20 protein-coding genes are annotated in these 17,344 nt (G+C 65.9%); 9 read left to right on the top strand and 11 right to left on the bottom strand.

The features are described from left to right. Nucleotides 1-223, bottom strand: a 223-nt coding sequence (locus L995_RS17470) for a hypothetical protein (protein ID WP_047472783.1), incomplete at its 3' end; no start/stop codon positions are given. Between the two features lie 128 nt (nt 224-351). Between L995_RS17470 and L995_RS17465 the strand changes: the two genes are divergently transcribed. Further along, nucleotides 352-795 (top strand): hypothetical protein, encoded by a 444-nt coding sequence (locus tag L995_RS17465; RefSeq protein ID WP_013802881.1) that lies wholly within the window; start codon nt 352-354, stop codon nt 793-795. Nucleotides 796-975: 180 nt separating this feature from the next. On the opposite strand, the gene L995_RS17460 is transcribed toward L995_RS17465, so the two are convergent. The 5 genes from L995_RS17460 to L995_RS17440 all read right to left on the bottom strand — a co-directional run bounded on the left by L995_RS17460 (nt 976) and on the right by L995_RS17440 (nt 5,087). Next, entirely contained in the window at nt 976-1,386 is a 411-nt protein-coding gene (locus tag L995_RS17460) for a hypothetical protein (protein WP_043791292.1), read from the bottom strand. Beyond that, a complete protein-coding gene (locus L995_RS17455) occupies nt 1,383-1,670 on the bottom strand; it encodes a hypothetical protein (protein WP_016453658.1) in 288 nt (95 codons plus the stop codon). Before L995_RS17455 ends, L995_RS17460 begins: the two co-directional genes overlap by 4 nt. A 227-nt stretch (nt 1,671-1,897) precedes the next feature. Then, complete coding sequence (locus L995_RS17450; protein WP_047472782.1) at nt 1,898-2,881, bottom strand: tripartite tricarboxylate transporter substrate binding protein; 984 nt, start codon at nt 2,879-2,881, stop codon at nt 1,898-1,900. Between the two features lie 77 nt (nt 2,882-2,958). Then, nucleotides 2,959-4,104, bottom strand: coding sequence for a CaiB/BaiF CoA transferase family protein (locus tag L995_RS17445; RefSeq protein ID WP_331428953.1), 1,146 nt, complete (start codon nt 4,102-4,104; stop codon nt 2,959-2,961). Between the two features lie 29 nt (nt 4,105-4,133). After that, nucleotides 4,134-5,087, bottom strand: a complete 954-nt coding sequence (locus tag L995_RS17440) for a hydroxymethylglutaryl-CoA lyase (protein ID WP_047472780.1) — start codon at nt 5,085-5,087, stop codon at nt 4,134-4,136. 114 nt (nt 5,088-5,201) lie between these two features. Between L995_RS17440 and L995_RS17435 the strand changes: the two genes are divergently transcribed. From L995_RS17435 to L995_RS17420, 4 genes are all read left to right on the top strand, one after another. Continuing rightward, nucleotides 5,202-6,134: a LysR family transcriptional regulator gene (locus L995_RS17435; RefSeq protein WP_047472779.1), complete on the top strand. Its 933-nt coding sequence runs from the start codon at nt 5,202-5,204 to the stop codon at nt 6,132-6,134. 69 nt (nt 6,135-6,203) lie between these two features. Further along, complete coding sequence (locus tag L995_RS17430; RefSeq protein ID WP_047472778.1) at nt 6,204-6,857, top strand: cytochrome b/b6 domain-containing protein; 654 nt, start codon at nt 6,204-6,206, stop codon at nt 6,855-6,857. Then, nucleotides 6,854-7,645 carry a molybdopterin-dependent oxidoreductase gene (locus L995_RS17425; protein ID WP_047472777.1) on the top strand — a complete coding sequence of 264 codons (792 nt, stop codon included), beginning with the start codon at nt 6,854-6,856 and terminating at the stop codon, nt 7,643-7,645. The genes L995_RS17430 and L995_RS17425 overlap by 4 nt, the downstream gene beginning before the upstream one ends. Nucleotides 7,646-7,749: 104 nt before the next feature. Further along, nucleotides 7,750-8,049: a pentapeptide MXKDX repeat protein gene (locus tag L995_RS17420; RefSeq protein WP_016448119.1), complete on the top strand. Its 300-nt coding sequence runs from the start codon at nt 7,750-7,752 to the stop codon at nt 8,047-8,049. A 141-nt stretch (nt 8,050-8,190) separates the two neighbouring features. On the opposite strand, the gene infA is transcribed toward L995_RS17420, so the two are convergent. Both infA and L995_RS17410 read right to left on the bottom strand, forming a co-directional pair. Further along, entirely contained in the window at nt 8,191-8,457 is a 267-nt protein-coding gene (gene infA / locus L995_RS17415) for a translation initiation factor IF-1 (RefSeq protein WP_016448120.1), read from the bottom strand. Between the two features lie 489 nt (nt 8,458-8,946). Continuing rightward, nucleotides 8,947-10,335 (bottom strand): GntP family permease, encoded by a 1,389-nt coding sequence (locus L995_RS17410; protein ID WP_016453662.1) that lies wholly within the window; start codon nt 10,333-10,335, stop codon nt 8,947-8,949. Between the two features lie 169 nt (nt 10,336-10,504). On the opposite strand from L995_RS17410, the gene L995_RS17405 reads away from it, so the two are divergent. Beyond that, nucleotides 10,505-11,302: a nucleotidyltransferase domain-containing protein gene (locus L995_RS17405; RefSeq protein WP_047472776.1), complete on the top strand. Its 798-nt coding sequence runs from the start codon at nt 10,505-10,507 to the stop codon at nt 11,300-11,302. Nucleotides 11,303-11,323: 21 nt separating this feature from the next. On the opposite strand, the gene hpaH is transcribed toward L995_RS17405, so the two are convergent. From hpaH to L995_RS17390, 3 genes are read right to left on the bottom strand one after another with little or no spacing between them, the layout of a single operon-like run. Next, a complete protein-coding gene (gene hpaH / locus L995_RS17400) occupies nt 11,324-12,124 on the bottom strand; it encodes a 2-oxo-hept-4-ene-1,7-dioate hydratase (RefSeq protein ID WP_047472775.1) in 801 nt (266 codons plus the stop codon). Between the two features lie 13 nt (nt 12,125-12,137). Beyond that, nucleotides 12,138-13,091: a dioxygenase family protein gene (locus tag L995_RS17395; RefSeq protein WP_047472785.1), complete on the bottom strand. Its 954-nt coding sequence runs from the start codon at nt 13,089-13,091 to the stop codon at nt 12,138-12,140. An 18-nt stretch (nt 13,092-13,109) separates the two neighbouring features. Then, nucleotides 13,110-14,090 carry a Bug family tripartite tricarboxylate transporter substrate binding protein gene (locus L995_RS17390; RefSeq protein ID WP_047472774.1) on the bottom strand — a complete coding sequence of 327 codons (981 nt, stop codon included), beginning with the start codon at nt 14,088-14,090 and terminating at the stop codon, nt 13,110-13,112. A 139-nt stretch (nt 14,091-14,229) separates the two neighbouring features. Here L995_RS17390 and L995_RS17385 point away from each other — a divergent pair, with 139 nt between their 5' ends. From L995_RS17385 to L995_RS17375, 3 genes are all read left to right on the top strand, one after another. After that, entirely contained in the window at nt 14,230-15,120 is an 891-nt protein-coding gene (locus tag L995_RS17385) for a LysR substrate-binding domain-containing protein (RefSeq protein ID WP_047472784.1), read from the top strand. A gap of 87 nt (nt 15,121-15,207) precedes the next feature. Further along, on the top strand, nt 15,208-16,197 hold the full coding sequence (locus L995_RS17380) for a LacI family DNA-binding transcriptional regulator (RefSeq protein ID WP_047472773.1): 990 nt from the start codon (nt 15,208-15,210) through the stop codon (nt 16,195-16,197). An 80-nt stretch (nt 16,198-16,277) separates the two neighbouring features. Continuing rightward, on the top strand, nt 16,278-17,315 hold the full coding sequence (locus L995_RS17375) for an ABC transporter substrate-binding protein (protein ID WP_047472772.1): 1,038 nt from the start codon (nt 16,278-16,280) through the stop codon (nt 17,313-17,315). Nucleotides 17,316-17,344 lie beyond the last annotated feature (29 nt).

Genomic DNA, 17,344 nt, shown 5'->3' with positions numbered 1-17,344 from the left:
TGCGGCAGGTGCCGGCCAGCGTCTTGCCATCGGGCATGGTCAGCGTCACGCTGTCACCCTCGGCCTTGCCCTGGCAGGCCGTATAGGCCTCGGGCGGCGGCGACGGCGGATTGCCGTGCCCCCCGTGACCCTGCGCATGGCTGCAGGCCGCCGCGAAGGCCGCCACAGCCAGCACCAGGGCCGGGCGAATGCGTAAAGCGTTGGTTTGCGAGAAATCAATCATGGTCTTTTCCTGGAGTTGCCAAGGAATTCTTGCGACCAATCTGGGGGGAAATTGGGAGAAATGGGGACGAGCTGGTACAAGCTCACAGAGCGAGTGGGTCAACAAGCTCTGCATCGCACAACAGAACCATGAAACCAACAAGATTCCTGCTGCTGGCCGCCCTGCTCGGCCCACCCGCTCTTGCTGCAGATCTGACCGTGATCGAAATGCATGCGGCAAGCGGCAATGATCGCCCGTACAGCCTGGATGGCCAGCGGGTCAGTCCGGCTCAGTTGAGAAACACACTCTCCAGGAAGCTGACCGCAGCCCCCGATGCCAAAAGCACGGTTCGCATTGCCGTGCTGGTCGATCCCGATGTGAAGGTCGGCGCCCTCTCCGAGCTTCGCGGTCTGGTGATGAAAGTGGGATTCGACATGCCGCGCTATTTCATGACGACGCGGGTGAATGACAGGCTCTCCGAGATCCAGGTGAACTACAGCCCGGTCTTCCCGAGAAGCGGGCTGGAGGCGGTGATGTCGTCCGGCCAACCGGCTGCGGATCCGTCGCTCACAACGCCAGCGCCCCCCCGCTGAGCCGTGCCAGCGCCTGCAACTTGCCGACCAGCGCGGGCGGCAGTGGGAATGCCTTCGGCGCGGTGGCAGGCATGGGCAGTGCGCTGGTCCAGGGATTCAAGGGCTCAGTCAATGCGTTGCAGCTTCTGGCGAAAGAACATTACACCGTACGCATAGCTGGCGGCAGTGGCAGAACCCTGCTTATTTGGACACTGCCTGATAAGCGGCCTGCACCGCGCGCACAAGGGAAGGATGCAGGACTCCCAACTTGGGCGTCTGTCCATGGGGAGCTGCAGGCGGCACTGCAAACCACTCTGCCGTATACGGCAGATCCAGGGCCTGCTTGAGATTGAATTTCGTGTCATAGCTCAACCCGGCAGCCGCATAGGCCACGGGATTGCGCTCGCGCAGGATGGCGAACTCGCCCTTGTACAGCGTGGTAGTGCGCTGGCTGGTGCCGTAGGCGACTCGTACCGTGAACTGCGGAGCATCGTCATCGAAGACCACCAGGATCAGCGCGGGCCGAGGCTTGGGCCCGGGAATGATGTCTTGCGGGAAATAGCACCAGACGATGTCGCCCGCCGTGGGCTCATCCCACCAAGGCGCGGTCACAGCGTCTCCAAGTCGAACAAGCTCGACTTCACCGAGCGTTGCTCTCCTTGCGGCACTTTTTTCTTGATTTGCCTGACCTGGGCTGCCGTCAAGGGGCCGTCATCCGCCTCGTACTGCGGCAGCATGCGTACGGCAAGCTCATGCAGCGCACGGTGTATCGCCTGCGTTTCATCAACACCAAGATGCTCGGCCAGGCGCTTGGCGGTTTCTCGCGTGACGCCGGTGGCGCTGTCCACTGCGCGGTAGCGGAAGGCAATCTGGTTGGCGTTTGTGCGGGTCGGCATATTCAACTCCTTTGGATATATCAAAGATATCCACCCTGCCAGTACATGTCAACGATGCCCATGAATCGACCATGCCTCGGGCATGTCGGCAAAGCGGTACGACCCGGACCTTCTCACACCCATCTGAAGACTGTCTGCACGGCCGTGGGGCCTTGCGCGCAAGGCAGCAGCGCGTTCAGAAACTTCGCCCGCAGGGATACAGCCGACCAGACCAGGGCCATCCCGACTTACTCCAACACGACATTGGCCTTCTTGACCAGGCGCGCAAAGCGTTCCTGCTCGGAGCGCAGGAACTGGGCTGCGGCCTCGGGGCTGTTGAGCACGGTGTATTCGTCGCGCCGTGCAAAGCCGGCCTTGACCTCGGGATCGGCAAAGGCAGAGGCGATGCCGTCGTGCAGGCGCCGCACCTGGGCGGGCGGCATGCCCTTTGGGCCTATGGCGGCCACCCAGCCGGCGATGTCCACGCCGGGAAAGCCCTGCTCGGCTACGGTGGGCACATCGGGCAGCGATGCCACGCGCTCGCGGCCCATGATGCCGATGGCACGCAGCGCGCCGGATTTGAGGTGCGCCTGCGCCGTGCCCACGGCGATCACGCCGAAGTCCACCTGCCCGCTGAGCAGGTCCACCACCATCTGGCCCACGCCCTTGTAGGGAATGTGGCGTGCCGTGGCGCCGGCCGCGTCCAGAAAGACTTCGGCCGCGAGGTGGAAGATGGTGCCGTTGCCGGACGAGGCGTAGTTGAGGTCGCCGGGCCGCGCCTTCATGAGCGCCTGCAGTTCGCGCGCATTGCGCGCCGCCACCTTGGGGTGCACGACCAGCACGAAGGGCGAGCCGCCGACGATGGACAGCGGCGTGATGTCGGCCAGGCTGTCGTAGGGCAGCTTCTTGAACACGCTGGGGTTGACGGCGTGGTTGTTGGAGATGAAGGCGATGGTGTTGCCATCGGCCGGCGCCTTGACCAGGGCCTGCGTTCCCGTGATGCCGCCCGCGCCCGGCAGGTTCTCCATGACCACGGGCTGGCCGCCCAGCGAGCGCACCAGCGCAGTCTGGGCCGAGCGCACGATGGTGTCGGCGCCCGAGCCTGCCCCCACGGGCAGGATGACGCGCAGCGGCGTGCCATTTTGGGCACGCACGCCCAGGGCAGCGGCCCCCAGCGATGCGCCGGCCAGGGCCAGCAGGGTGCGGCGGCGGAAGGGATGGGACGAGTGCATGGGGTTGTCTCCTTTTTGTGTTGTCTCATGCGCGCCGGGGTGGTTTTTCTGCGGCCTTCGGCGCCCGGGGATGGCTGTCAGGTCCGTGATGCAAGGGCTCCGAGGATTTCTTCGGTGTGCTCGCCAATCCCGGCCAGCGGCATGCGCACGCCGGGACGGTGGCCGTTCATGAGCAGGGGCAGCAGCACCACGTCGGTCTGGCCACCGTCTTCGGTCTGCATGGAAGCCAGGCCGCCGCTTTGGCGCAGGTGCGGGTCGTCCACCAGTTGATCGGGCCGCGTGATGGGCGCGTAGGGAATGCCTGCGGCCTCCAGCTGCGGCGCAAGCCGGGCCGATTCATGGCCGGCCAGGATGGCGCCCAGCTCGGCCAGCAGTTGGGGGCGCACGGCCACGCGGGCGGCGTTGTCGGCGTATTCGGGGCGCTGCAGCAGGTCGGCGTGGTCCAGCACGCGGCACAGGGTGGCGAACTGCTTGTCGCTGACGGCGCCGATGAACAGCTGCTCGCCACCGGCCAGGGTGAACACGTCGTAGACGCTCCAGGCCGACACGCGCGAGGGCATGGGCGGCGGTGCCTCGCCCGTCATCAGGTACTGCTGCATGTGCTGGGAGGACAGGAAGACGCAGTTCTCGAACAGCGCGCTTTGCACCTCCTGGCCGCGCCCGGTGCGCTCACGCTCGCGCAGGGCGGCGAGCACGCCGATGGCGCCGAACATGCCGCCCATGATGTCGTTGACGCTGGTGCCCGCGCGCAGCGGCCGGCCCACGGGGCCGGTCATGTACGACAGGCCGCCCATCATCTGCACCACCTCGTCCAGCGCCAGGCGCTTCTCGTAGGGGCCGGGCAGAAAGCCCTTGTGGCTGACGTAGATGAGACCGGGAGCGCGCTGCGACAGCGTGGCGTAGTCCAGGCCCAGGGACTGCATGAGGCCGGGGCGGAAGTTCTCCAGCACCACATCGCTGCCAGCGGCCAGCTCGGCAGCGGTGGCGCGGCCCGCTTCGGTGGTGATGTCCAGCACCACGCTTTTCTTGTTGCGGTTGAAGCTGCGGAAAAAGCCGATGCCCAGGCCAGGCAGCGTGCGCGTTTTGTCGCCGCCCGGTGGCTCGACCTTGATGACTTCGGCGCCCAGGTCGGCCAGGATCATGCCGCAGGTGGGGCCCATGACCATGTGGGTGAATTCGATGACGCGGATGCCGGACAGCGGCAGCAGGGGTTCGGTGGCCATACAGGTGTGCTCGTGGGAAGGTAAGGGGTTCATGCAGCGGCAGGGGCTGCGCCGGCTTTGACGCTGCGCGGCAGGCCCGCGCGCCACAGCGCGCCATGCAGGCTTTCGCCATCCAGCCAGGCGGCCACCTTGGCGCGCAGGCGCAGCAGGGCCTCGATGTCCAGGCCCGTGTCGATGTCCATGGTGTCCAGCATGAAGGCCAGGTCTTCGGTGGAGGCATTGCCGCTGGCGCCGGGCGCATGGGGGCAGCCACCGATGCCGGCCAGCGTGGCGTCAAAGCGCGTGACGCCGGTCTGCAGGGCCGCATGCACATTGGCCAGCGCCAGGCCGCGCGTGTCGTGGAAGTGGCCGCACCAAAAGCGTTCGCCCGCAATGCGCCGCGCCTGCTCGAACAGCGATTGCACCTGGCCCGGCCCGCCATGGCCCACGGTGTCGGCCATGCTGACGCGGTCGGCCCCCGCGTCCAGCAGCGCCTGCATGCAGCGCAGCACCTCGGCCGGTTCCACCCGGCCCTGCAGCGTGCAGCCGAAGGCCGTGCCAATGCCGCCCTCGATCAGCATCTTCGAACCTGCGGCATCGCGTGCGGCACGCATGCGGGCCACCTCGGCCACGACCTCATCGGGCGTCTTGCGCAGGTTGGCCAGGCTGTGGGCATGGCTGGCCGACAGCGGCACCAGCATCAGGTCGGCCCCGCTGGCGATGGCGCTTTCGGCACCACGCATGTTGGGCACCAGCACGGAGACGAACAGGCCCGGCAGCGTTCGGGCATAGGCCACCAGTTCGGCCGTGTCGGCCAGTTGGGGCAACAGGCGCGCGGGGACGAAGGAGCCGACTTCGATCTCGCGCTGGCCGGCAGCGTAGGCGTCGCGTATCCATTCCTTCTTGCGCTCGGTGGACAGCACGGTCTGGATGCTTTGCAGGCCATCGCGCAGGCCGACCTCGCGGATGACGGCGGACTGCGGGGCACGGATGGGTTCTGGCATGGGAAGGTTCGCGTGGGGTGGTTTGTCTTGAATGGCACTTTAGACATTCCCACCAGCGTGCAGAAGCGATAATTTTTCGGCTCAGAGTTTCCCAAATGGAAATCCATAACCGCCATGAAAGACCTGGACCTGACCACCCTGCGGCTCTTTGTCGCGGCCTGCGACCTGGGCAATATTGCCCGCGCGGGCGAGCAGCAGCACATCGGCTCATCGGCCATCAGCAAGCGCATGGCACTGCTGGAAGAGCAGGTGCAGGCCCCGCTGCTGGAGCGCCACCGCCGGGGCGTGGTGCCCACCGCAGCCGGGCTGATGCTGCTGGAGCATGCACGCGCCATGCTGGCCAGCGCCGACCGCGCGGCCCGCGACATGGCGGCCTACCAGCATGGCGTGAAGGGACAGGTGCGGATACTGGCCTCGGTCTCATCGATTGCCGAGTCGCTGCCCGATGACATTGCGGCCTTTCTGCAAAAGCCCGAGCACGCGCAGATCCGCGTGGACATCGAGGAGCTGACCAGCAGCGAAATCATCCGATCCATCCGCGAAGGCCTGGCCCTGGTGGGCGTGTGCTGGAACGCGGCCGATCTGGAGGGCCTGCAGACCCTGCCCTACCGCTGCGACACCCTGGCCGTGGCCGTGCCGGCCGGCCACCCGCTGGCCTTGCGCGATAGCTGCAGCTTCAGCGAAACGCTGGATTGCGAGCATGTGGGCCTGCCCGCCTCCACGGCCGTCTACACCATGCTGGCGCGGGCGGCGGCCATCATCGGCCGGCCCCTCAATTACCGCGCCGTGGTCAGCTCCTTCGACGCCACGATCCGCTGCGTGCGCGCCGGCCTGGGCGTGGCCATCATGCCCAGGGAGATCCTGGGCATGGCGGGCCCCGGTCAGGGCGTGCAGGGCGTGCAGGGCGTGCAGGGTGTGCACATGGTGCCGCTCACCGATGCCTGGGCGCGGCGCCAGTTCGCCATCTGCTTCAGGGACGGCAGCCGGCTATCGCCTGCGGCGCGCACGCTGGTGGACTATCTGGCCGGGTGCGCGCAGGCGGGCTGAGCCGGCCTTGGGAGTTATCACGATTAATTGAAGTTTGCGTGATACATCCGCTACAGGGTCCCTCCAACAATGGGACCCATGAACACCGCCCTCATCACCCCCCAACCGGCACAGCCCCAGGATGGCCAGCGCATCCACCCGCTGTGGCTGCGCCTGACGCATTGGCTCAATGCGCTGGCCGTGGTCATTCTGGTGACCAGCGGCTGGCGCATCTACAACGCGGCGCCGTTCTTTGATTTCAGCTTTCCGGGCTCGATCACGCTGGGCGGCTGGCTGGGCGGGGCGCTGCAATGGCATTTCGCGGCCATGTGGCTGCTGGTGTTCAACGGACTGCTGTACCTGCTGCTCAACATCGCCAGCGGCCGGTGGCTGCGCAAGTTCTTTCCCATCACGGTGCAGGGCGTGCGGCAGGACCTGGTGGCCGCCCTCAAGGGCCGGCTCTCGCACGCCGACCCGGCCCGCTACAACCATGTGCAAAAGCTGGCCTACCTGTTCGTGGTGCTGGACCTGGTGGTGATCGTGCTGTCGGGCCTGGTGCTCTGGAAGTCGGTGCAGTTCCCGCTGCTGCGCGAGCTGCTGGGCGGCTATGAGTCCGCAAGGCGCGTGCACTTCTTCGGCATGGCTGCGCTGGTCGCCTTTGTGGTGGTGCACCTGGCAATGGTCGCCCTGGTGCCCCGGACCTTCCTGACCATGATCCACGGCCGTGCGCCCAAGACACCATGAAAATCTTCAAAGCCCCTTCCCTGCCCGGCGTCGATGGCGAGGCCGTGGTGCGCGAGGCACGCTCGCTGATCGTCCGCAAGCTCGACCAGCCCGCACGCCGCGCCTTTTTGCAGCGATCGCTCACGCTGGGCGGCCTGTCCCTGCTCACGGGCTGCAGCATCAGCGATGACAGCCACGTCGAGGCCGCGCTCAATCAGGTATCGCGCTTCAACGACCGCATGCAGGGCCTGCTCTTCAGCCCCACGCGGCTGGCGCCCACCTATTCAGCAGCCGAGATCACGCGCCCCTTCCCCTTCAATGCCTACTACGGCGAGGACGAGGTGCGCGAGGTGGACGGGGCCAGCTGGCGCCTGGAGGTGACCGGCATGGTCGCCGACCGCCATGCCTGGACCCTGGCCGAGCTGCGCGCCATGCCGCAGGACGAACAGATCACGCGCCATATCTGCGTGGAGGGCTGGAGCGCCATAGGCCGCTGGGGCGGCGTGCGTTTCGCCGATTTCCTGCGCCATATAGGCGCCGACACCAGCGCCAAGTACGTCGGCTTCAAGTGCGTTGACGACTACTTCACCAGCATCGACATGGCCACGGCCCTGCATCCGCAGACGCTGATGGCATTGACTTACGACGGGCAGCCCCTGCCGCCCAAATATGGCTTCCCGATGAAGCTTCGCATGCCCACCAAGTTGGGCTACAAGAACCCGAAGCACGTCCAGGCCATGTTCGTCACCAACACCTACTCCGGCGGCTACTGGGAAGACCAGGGCTACAACTGGTTCGGAGGCAGCTGAGCGGCCTCACAAGCCGCTGTGCCGCCAACGAAGGTGCGAGGCCGGGCCATGCAAGACCGGCCGATTGTGCAACCTGCAAACCGCTAATCCAAAGGAAGACTCAAATGACCAAGTTCACCACCACCGTGCTCGCCGCCTGCCTCGCCCTGGCCGGCGCCACCTCGGCATTCGCTGCGGATGAGATGTCCAAGGACGGCATGTCCAAGGGCGCAATGACCAAGGATTCCATGTCCAAGGATGGGATGAAGAAGGACTCCATGTCCAAGGACGGGATGAAAAAGGATTCCATGTCCAAGGATGGAATGAAGAAGGACTCCATGCACAAGGACGGCATGCACAAGGATGGCATGTCCAAGGACGCAATGAAGAAGGACTCCATGGGCAAGGACGGAATGTCCAAGTAAGCCGGGGGACCCGCCTGTCCCGGCCGATGCCGCCCGGGCGGCCGGGCTGGCGGGGCTGCCGGCCATGGGACCAGGCGCAAGGCCGGGTCCTTTCTGTGCACCCCCCATGCCCGCTCCAAGGCAAGAGCGGGCTGGCAGACCTCAGCGGCGCTGGGGTGGGCGCTGGCCCGGGGCGCCGCCGGAGCGTTGCTCAATATGACGGAACGTGAGACGGCCCTTGTTCAGGTCATAGGGCGACATCTCGAGCGTGACCTTGTCGCCGGCCAGCACGCGGATGCGGTGCTTGCGCATTTTTCCGCCGGTATAGGCGATGAGCTGGTGGCCGTTTTCCAGCGTTACGCGGAAGCGGGAATCAGGCAGCACTTCGTCTACCCGGCCTTGCATTTCGATCAGTTCTTCTTTAGCCAATGGGACTCCTGTGAGTACATGTTGAAAGGGGTGCGTCGCCGCAAGTTGCCGGTGCAGCACCATGCTGCGGCCTTGGGCCAGCGCAGGATGACCGCCGCACACAGGCAGCGGATCATCGGAAAAAAGGGAAAGAGGCCCCTGCAGGTGGCAGGGAGAGTGCAGGCCCGGGGAAGGGTGTTGGACCCGCGTGGTGCTCGCCGATGGGAGTGACAGTTGCGGACTTCGTCACAGTGGGCGGCCAACGGCAGTCCGGGAACTGCAAGAATGTCAGACGGGCACTGAGGAGGCGAACAACAAGGACAGCACCTCCAGCAGTATAGGTCAATTGCCGGACCCGCGTTGAAGCGGCGCCGGGTACCGCACCTGTACGGGGCGGCATTTTCCCTGTCGCGACTGGGACAATTCGCAGTCGAACCGGAAGAAGTGCCCTCTCTTGGTGGTTGCCGCGGCATCGAAGCGGCCGCCGTCGGCCCGCCTCATGCCTTTCACCTATCCCAGCTTGGGCAGCAGGTTGAACAGCAGCACCATCAGCAGGCCCACAAAGGACACGATGGACTGGACCACGGTAATCGTCTTGGTGGCCTCGCCCATGCTCATGCCGAAGGACTCCTTCACCATCCAAAAGCCCGCGTGGTTGGCATAGTTGAAGAACAGCGAGCCGCAGCCGATGGCCAGCGCCAGCAGCGGCACGTTCAGCGAAGGATCGGAGGCCGCCAGCGGCGCCAGCAGGCCCGCCGCGCCGACGATGCCCACGGTAGCCGAGCCGGTGGACACCGACAGCAGCATGGCGATCATCCAGCCCAGCACCAGCGGAGGCAGGGCGAACTGCTGGGTCATGTGGACGATGGCATCGCCCACCTTGGCGCTGGTCAGGATCTGCTGGAAGGCACCGCCGCCCGCAATGATGAGCATGATGCCTGCGATGGGCTTGAGGCTCTGGCCCAGCGCGTCGCGCAGCTTCTCTGCATCGGCGCCGCGCAGATAGCCCAGGGTGATGGAGGCAAACACCACGCCCAGCAGCATGGCCACCAGCGGATTGCCCAGGAAGGCCGCCGCATGCAGCAGGCCCGAATCCTTGGGCAGAAGCACCTCGGCCAGCGCATGCACCAGCATCAGCAGCGCGGGCAGCAAGGCGCACAGCACGCCCATGCCGATGCTGGGCGCACTGCCCTCCCCGCCTTCCTTCTTGCCTGATGTGAACTGCTCCAGCAGGGCTGCATCGGGGCGCGTGCTCATGCGCGGCGTGATGAAGGCGCCGTACAGCGGGCCGCCCAGCACCATGGCGGGAATCACGGCCAGAAAGCCGTACAGCATGGTCGGGCCGACCGTGGTATGCAGCGTGGCGATGGCGGTGAGCGGGCCCGGGTGCGGCGGCACCATGCCGTGCATGGCGGCCAGCGCGGCGATCACGGGCACGCCCACATAGACATAGGCCGATCCCTTGAAGCGCTCATTGCTTTCCAGCTTGCGCGCCACGCTGAAGATCAGCGGCAGCATGACCACCAGCCCCACCTCGAAGAACATGGGAATGCCGATCACGAAGGCCACCAGGGTCATGGCCCAGGGAATCATGCGCTCGGACGTGCGCTGCAGGATGGCACTGGCCAGCCGCTCGGTGGTGCCGGAGTCCGCCAGGATCTTGCCCAGCATGGCGCCCAGGGCAATCACCACGCCCACGGCGCCCAGCGTCTTGCCGGCCCCGTTGGTGAGGTTCTTGACGATCTCGCCCGGCGCCATGCCGGTGGCAAAGCCCACGCCAATGGAAACCACCAGCAGCGCCAGCAAGGGATGAAGACGGATGCGCGAGACGATCAGCGCGACGAGGACCAGCACGCTGGCCAGCGCGATGAGCAGCAGTTGGGTATCGAATGAAGACATGGGAAGCTTGGAGTTGTGTTTTTATGATGGACGCCCGCACGCTGGGATGCATGCGGTTTCCAATCGCTACAAATCCTATGCCTGACCCTGAAGGGGAGCTGTAGGCTCCAGGCTTGTTCGCAGGAGACTGGCTCAGAGCCGTGCCTCCCATTCCACTACTGCAAGACCAATGAACAACCTCGGCTCCGCTGGCACTCTCGAAGTCTTTGTCAGAGCCCCCATCCAGCCGGAATTTGTGGATTTGGTGGCAGATGCGCGCGCAGCCATCGGCAGCGCCCTCGGCGAGGCGCTGGACAGCCTCTATCTGTATGGCAGCGTGGCGCGCGGCTGCGCAAGGGCGGGCTTCTCGGACCTGGACCTGACGATCGTGCTGGCCCGCCCCCTCTCCAGGCAGGAGAGCGCCAGGCTGGAGCAGCTGCGCCAGGACCTCCAACTACGTCACACAGAAGTCGTGAAGATCGACTTCGACCTGGGCACTCGGCAGGAGGTGCTGGACCCTGCCCATCTCTACAGCTGGGGCTACTGGCTCAAGCATGAGTGCCGCTGCATCCATGGAGAAGACCTGGCGCGGCAGTTTGAGGCGTTCGAGCCGTCCAGGGCGATTGCACAGGCCGTCAATGGCGACTACGTGCGGGTGCTGAACGACTACCTGCAGCGCATTGCCGCGACCCCGAACGACATGGAGGCCCTGCGCCTGCAACGCGAAGCCGCACGCAAGCTGATCCGGGCCACCAATGTGCTGCGCCCCTGCTCAGGGGGGTTCTGGCCGCGCACGCTGGAGGAGTTCGCCGGATGTTTTTCAAAGCGCCACCCGGAATTGGCAGAGTCCATCGATTTCTTCCTGATCCAGGCCAGGGCACCGTGTATGCCCAAAACACTCTTCAGTGCCCGGCTTTCCAGCTTTCTGGAATGGTTGCACCGGCAGCAGCCGTTGCTGGCATCGGAGCTGGATCCATCGGTCCCGTGAAGGCCGGACGGCAGGCATTTCCTATTCCGTGAACGACACCCCGATGGAGCCCAGCGGTCCAAAGTCCGCATGGATGGTGTCGCCGGCAGCGATCGCCGTGGGCCGAGTGAAGGAGCCCGCCAGGAGGATGTGCCCGGCCTCCAGCGTGATGCCATGGCCCGCGAGCTTGTTGGCCAGCCAGACGATGCCCAAGGCGGGATGGCCCATGACGGCAGCCGAGACACCTGACTCCTCAATCACGCCGTTCTTGGACAGGGTGGCGGCCACCCAGCGCAGATCGATGTCCATGGGGCGCACAATGCGCCCTCCCGTGACCATGGCGGCGGCTGCGGCGTTGTCCGCGATGGTGTCGCAGATGCTGCGCGGCACCTCGGTGCGGTAGTCGATGATCTCAAGCGCAGGCGTCACATAGGCCGTGGCGTCCAGCACGTCATAGACCGTCACCGGCCTGCCGCCCGGCTGGGTGCCACCCAAGGACTTGCCCAGGACAAAGGCAAGCTCCACCTCCAGGCGGGGCCGGTGGAATTGCGAAGCGCATATCCGGGCGCCATCCGCATGGACCATGTGATCCAGCAGAACGCCGTAGTCCGGCTCATTCATGCCGGAAGCCATCTGCATGGCGCGCGAGGTCAGGCCGATCTTGTGGCCCACGATGCGCGCGCCAGCCTTGACCTTGGCCTGCGCCCACAGTTGCTGCACGGCGTAGGCATCGGCTATCTCCATGGCCGGCCAGGTCCGGCTGACCTGGGAGATGGGCTGGCGGCTCTGTTCGGCCTGCAGCAGCGCATGGGCCGCGTCCTGGCGTTCGGTGGCATCGATCATTTCCGGGCTTTCCTCAGTGAGTGTCTGTGCAGCGCTCCAGCACGGTGAGCGTCGGGCGCTCCCCGCCGGCCTTGCCGGTGATCGGGGGCTTGGGCAGCCGAGCCTCCCCTGGCTCGATCACGAAATGGTGGTCCAGCGTGTACCAGGCGCCATGCACGTCGTCGGCTGGAGGGGTCTCGCCCGAGTGAAGAACGTACTGTCCGATCAGCGCCCGCGTCACGCCGAACTGCACATCAGTCTCCAGGTGCGGATCGTCACTGGAATACACCTGGGCAAACTGCGTCTTGAAGCCGGGCTTGTAGATCATGAAGTGGATGTGGGCCGGGCGCATGTTGTGCCGGCCCTGCGCGCGCAGCAGGGCGCCCACCGGGCCGCTCAAGGGGATGGGATAGCCTACGGGCTTGATGGTGCGAAAGGTGATGCACCCTGCGGCATCGGTCCTGAACTTGCCGCGCAGGTTCATGTCGGCCTGCTCCGGGTCCTGGTTCTCATAGAAGCCCTCGGACGACGCATGCCATACATCGACTTCGGCATCCGGCACGGGCCGACCCTGCCGGTCGCGCACCCAGGCGCTCACGAACACGGGCATGCCCGGCGTGGGAGAGCGGACGATGGAGCCGCCGTTTTCCGTGGGCGGAGAATCCATGCGCCAGAACGGCCCCATCAGGTTGGCCGTGGTTTCCGTCTGGCCGTTGTCCCCGTTGTTGAGCAGGCAGACCAGGGCGGAGACGCCCAGCGAGCCGGCAATGAGCACCACCTCGTTGTGCGAGGCCGTGGTCAGTTGCCCCAGCCGGGCGATGAGGGCGCAGGCCTGGTGGAATTCCGCCTCCGACAGGCGGGCGTCCCGTATGAAGCCGTGCAGATGGGTGACTGCGGCGGTCATGATCTCCTTGAAGCGGGGATCGCTTGACTGCTGCAATTGCTCCAGCACGGCGGCCGTCACGTCGCTCTGCTTTTCGATGATCATGGCAACTTTCTCCATTTTCTAGTCCAGCCTGACGCCAGACGATTTCACGAGTTCGGCATATGCGGCCCTGCCCTGCCTGAGCGAGGCCGCCAGGGCGTCCGGGCTTGCGCCCAGCGGTCTCATGCCGTTGGGCGCAAGCACCGTGGCCGCAATCTCCTGCCGGACGATGACAGCGGCGGCTGCATTGATTTTGCGCACCACGGCTGGCGGCGTGCCCGCAGGCGCCATGAGGATGAAATTGACTTGCGGGTCGAGCCGCGCAAAGCCTGCTTCGGCCAGGGTGGGAACATCCGGCAGCAAGGGGCTGCGCGATGGACCCGTGACGGCCAGCGGCCTCATGGCACCGCTTTTCAAATACTGAAGCGCCGGCCCGCCAATGCCGCCCAGCACCAGTTGGACCTGGTTGGCCAGAACATCACGGATGGCGTCGGGATAGCCCTTGTAGGGCACATGCACCAGTTCGATGGCGGCCATCCGGGAAAACGCATCCATGGCCAGGTGGACGATGTTCCCCGTGCCGAACGAGCCATAGTTCAGCGTGCCCGGCCTGGCCCTGGCCAGGGCCACCAGTTCAGCGATGCTTGCAGCGGGCACCTGCCTCGCGCTGGACAGCACCATCTGCAACTGCGCAAGATCCGCGACCGGCGCGAAATCCTCCAGCGAATAGGGCAGCTTGCGGAACAGATGCGGGTTGAGCGTGAAGACGCCGTCGTCGCACAGCAGCAGGGTGTAGCCATCGGCGGGGGCCTTGGCCACGAGGCTGGCCGCGATGATCTGGTTGCCCCCGGGCCGGTTGTCGACCAGCACCGGCTGCTTCCACCGGGCGCTCAACTGCTGGGCCACGCTGCGCGCGAGAACGTCGGAGATGCTCCCTGCGGAGTAGGCCAGGACCAGGGTGACAGGCCTGTCCGGAAAGGCCTGCGCCACGCCGCACAGCGGCACCAGCGCGCAGGCCCAGGCACCGATGATCCGCGCGATCCGCGTGATGAGTGAATGCATGGCCTGTCTCCTCCTGAATGCGTCGTGGCTGCGATGGCAGGGGTTGTGCAAACCATTCTCGAGTGCCCTCCCCATACTGTCCAATACCGAATCAGCGATCGGCCATACCATTCAGGTATCTCCAAAAAAGGGAATGGCCATGGATCTGCGGCATATGCGTTACTTCCTCGCCCTGGCACAGGAGCAAAGCGTCAGCCGTGCGGCCGAGCGGCTGCACATGGCGCAGCCGCCCCTGTCGCGGCAGATGCGCCAGATGGAGGAGGACCTCGGTGTGGAACTGTTCGTGCGCACATCCCGGGGCATAGAGCTGACCGAGGCTGCGCACTCCCTTTTGCGCGATGTTCCGAACATCCTGGAACTGGCCCGGCTGGCCCGCGAACGTGCGCTGCGGGCAGGAAAGGGGCTGCTGGGTGATCTGGACATCGGCATCTTCGGCTCGGGGGTGCTGAGCGTCATCCCGCGCCTGATCGGGAGCTTTCACACGCAGCGGCCCGAGGTCCGCATCCGGCTTCACAACCTGACCAAGGGCGAGCAGATCCAGGCCTTGCGGGAACACCGGATCCAGGTGGGCTTTCACCGGCTGCCCCCTGCCGAGCCCGACCTGGCCGTGTGCCTGGTGCTGCGCGAGCCCATGTACGTGGGCATGCATGAAGGCCATCCGCTCAGCACACGCGCCGGGATTTCCATTCGCGACCTGGAGCGCCAGCCCATGATCCTGTACCCGAACACGCCGCTGGCGGGACTGGCGCAGGAGGTGATGGCAGCGTTTCGCCGCGAAAAAGTGCAGATCGAGGTCATGCAGGAGGTGGAGGACGTCACCACTTGCATCGCCCTGGTCAGCGCAGGCCTGGGGCTGTGCATCACGCCCGAATCGGGAACCATGCTGAGATTGCCGGGCGTCGTCTTCCGCCCGCTGCGCTCGCGCTTCCTCAAGGACATCGAGCTGAGCTGCGTCCACCGGCGGGACGACACGTCTCCCATCCTGGCAGCATTCATGGAGGTGGTCAGGGACTACCCGGGCAGCGCCTGAACTGCCACAAAAGCTTCAAACCTTCGTCACCTCCCTGTCACGCGCAGCGGGTGCAATGTAAACGTTTTCAAGAAATCGTTTACATCCATGAGCATCACCGAGGTCGCACGCCGCGCGGGCCTGTCCGTCGCCACCGTTTCGCGGGTTTTCAATTCGCCGGAGGTGGTCAATGCGCAAACGCGCAGCACGGTGCTGCGCGTGGCGCAGGAAGTGGGCTACGTGGCCAATGCCAGCGCACGCACGCTGCGCACGCGCAGCAGCAAGGTGCTGGGCGTGGTGCTGCCCACGCTCACCAATCCGGTGTTTGCCGAGTGCCTGCAGGGCATTGCCTCGCAGGCGGCGCTGCGCGGCTATGCGATTTCGCCCTGCACCACCGAATACGACCACGCCGGTGAAGACGCGGCCACCACGCGGCTGCTGGCCAGCGGGGTGGATGCGCTGGTGCTGGTGGTCTCCAACCCTGGCGATTCGGCGGCGCTGGCGCGTGTGCGCCAGGCCGGCAAGCCCTATGTGCTGGCCTATCACCACACCCATGAGCATGCCTGCGTGGGCGTGGACAACACGGGCGCCGTCAGGGAGCTGGTGCTGCGCCTGGCTGCGGCAGGCCACAGCCGCATCGGCATGGTCACGGGCCAGTTGCGCGCGTCCGACCGCGCCCAGCAGCGCTGCCGTGGCTATGCGCTGGGCATGCAGGCCGCAGGCCTGTCGCCGCTGCCGGTCTGGGAGGTGCCCTTTGCCGCCACCGCCGTGCAGATGCTGCAGCAGCACCTGAGCGAGCAGGCGCCGCCCACGGCCATTGTCTGCAGCAACGATCTGCTGGCGATACGCACCATCCGCGCGGCATCGCTGGCCGGGTTCTCCGTGCCTGCGGACCTCAGCGTGGTCGGCTTTGACGGGATTGCCATGGCGGGCGATCTCACGCCTTCGCTGGCCTCGATTTCCCAGCCCAACCACGAGATCGGCTCGGCCTGCGTGCGCCTGCTGTGCGATGCGCTGGCGGGCAAGAAAACCCTGGCCGCGCAGGACAGCCTGTGCCTGCCGCATGGCTGGCGCAGCGGCGAGTCCTGCCGGCTCTGAAACCAACAACAGCGGCCCGCGCAAGCCAAGGCCGCGCCCCTCCCCTTCCCCACGCTCCCCCACCTCTTCGAGTACGCACCATGAAACTGACTGCCCTCCCCTTCAAGCTCTCCTTCAAGCCCTCCATCAAGCACCTTGCCCTGCTGGCCGCCACCACCGCCGTCTGCGGCACGGCGCTGGCCCAGAGCGCCATCTGCTACAACTGCCCGCCCGAATGGGCCGACTGGGGCACGCAGATCAAGGCCATCAAGGCCGATACCGGCATCACCGTGCCGCCCGACAACAAGAACTCCGGCCAGTCGCTGGCCCAGCTGGTGGCCGAGAAGGCCAGCCCCGTCGCCGATGTGACCTACCTGGGCGTGACCTTCGCCATCCAGGCGCAGAAAGACGGCGTGGTCGCCGCCTACAAGCCCGCCCACTGGGACCAGGTTCCCGCCGGCCTCAAGGACCCCAAGGGCGAGTGGGTGACCATCCACTCGGGCACGCTGGGCTTCATGGTCAACAAGGCGGCGCTGGGCGGCAAGCCCGTGCCGCAGTCCTGGGCAGACCTGCTCAAGCCCGAGTACAAGGGCCTGGTGGGCTACCTGGACCCGGCCTCGGCCTTCGTGGGCTATGTGGGCGCCGTGGCCGTGAACCAGGCCATGGGCGGCACGCTGGACAACTTCCAGCCGGCCATCGACTACTTCAAGAAGCTGCAGAAGAACGAGCCCATCGTGCCCAAGCAGACCTCGTATGCGCGCCTGCTGTCGGGCGAGATCGGCATCCTGCTGGACTACGACTTCAACGCCTACCGCGCCCGCTACAAGGACAAGGCCGACGTGGACTTCGTGATCCCCAAGGAAGGCACCGTGGTCATGCCCTATGTGATGAGCCTGGTGAACAAGGCGCCGCACACGGACAACGGCAAGAAGGTGCTGGACTATGTGCTGTCCGACAAGGGCCAGTCCATCTGGGCCAACGCCTACCTGCGCCCGGTGCGCGACGTGGCCCTGCCCAAGGAAGTGGCCGGCCATTTCCTGCCCGCCAGCGAGTACGCACGCGCCACCTCGGTGGACTACCAGAAGATGGCCGATGTGCAAAAGGGCTTCTCCACGCGCTACCTGCGTGAAGTGCGTTGAGCCGGGCGGACTGCATCGTGGGCACGCGG

It is taken from the genome of Delftia sp. ZNC0008 (genome assembly GCF_000799035.1).
Taxonomy (GTDB): Bacteria; Pseudomonadota; Gammaproteobacteria; order Burkholderiales; family Burkholderiaceae_C; genus Comamonas; species Comamonas tsuruhatensis.
This window is presented reverse-complemented; position numbering and strand designations above follow the sequence as displayed.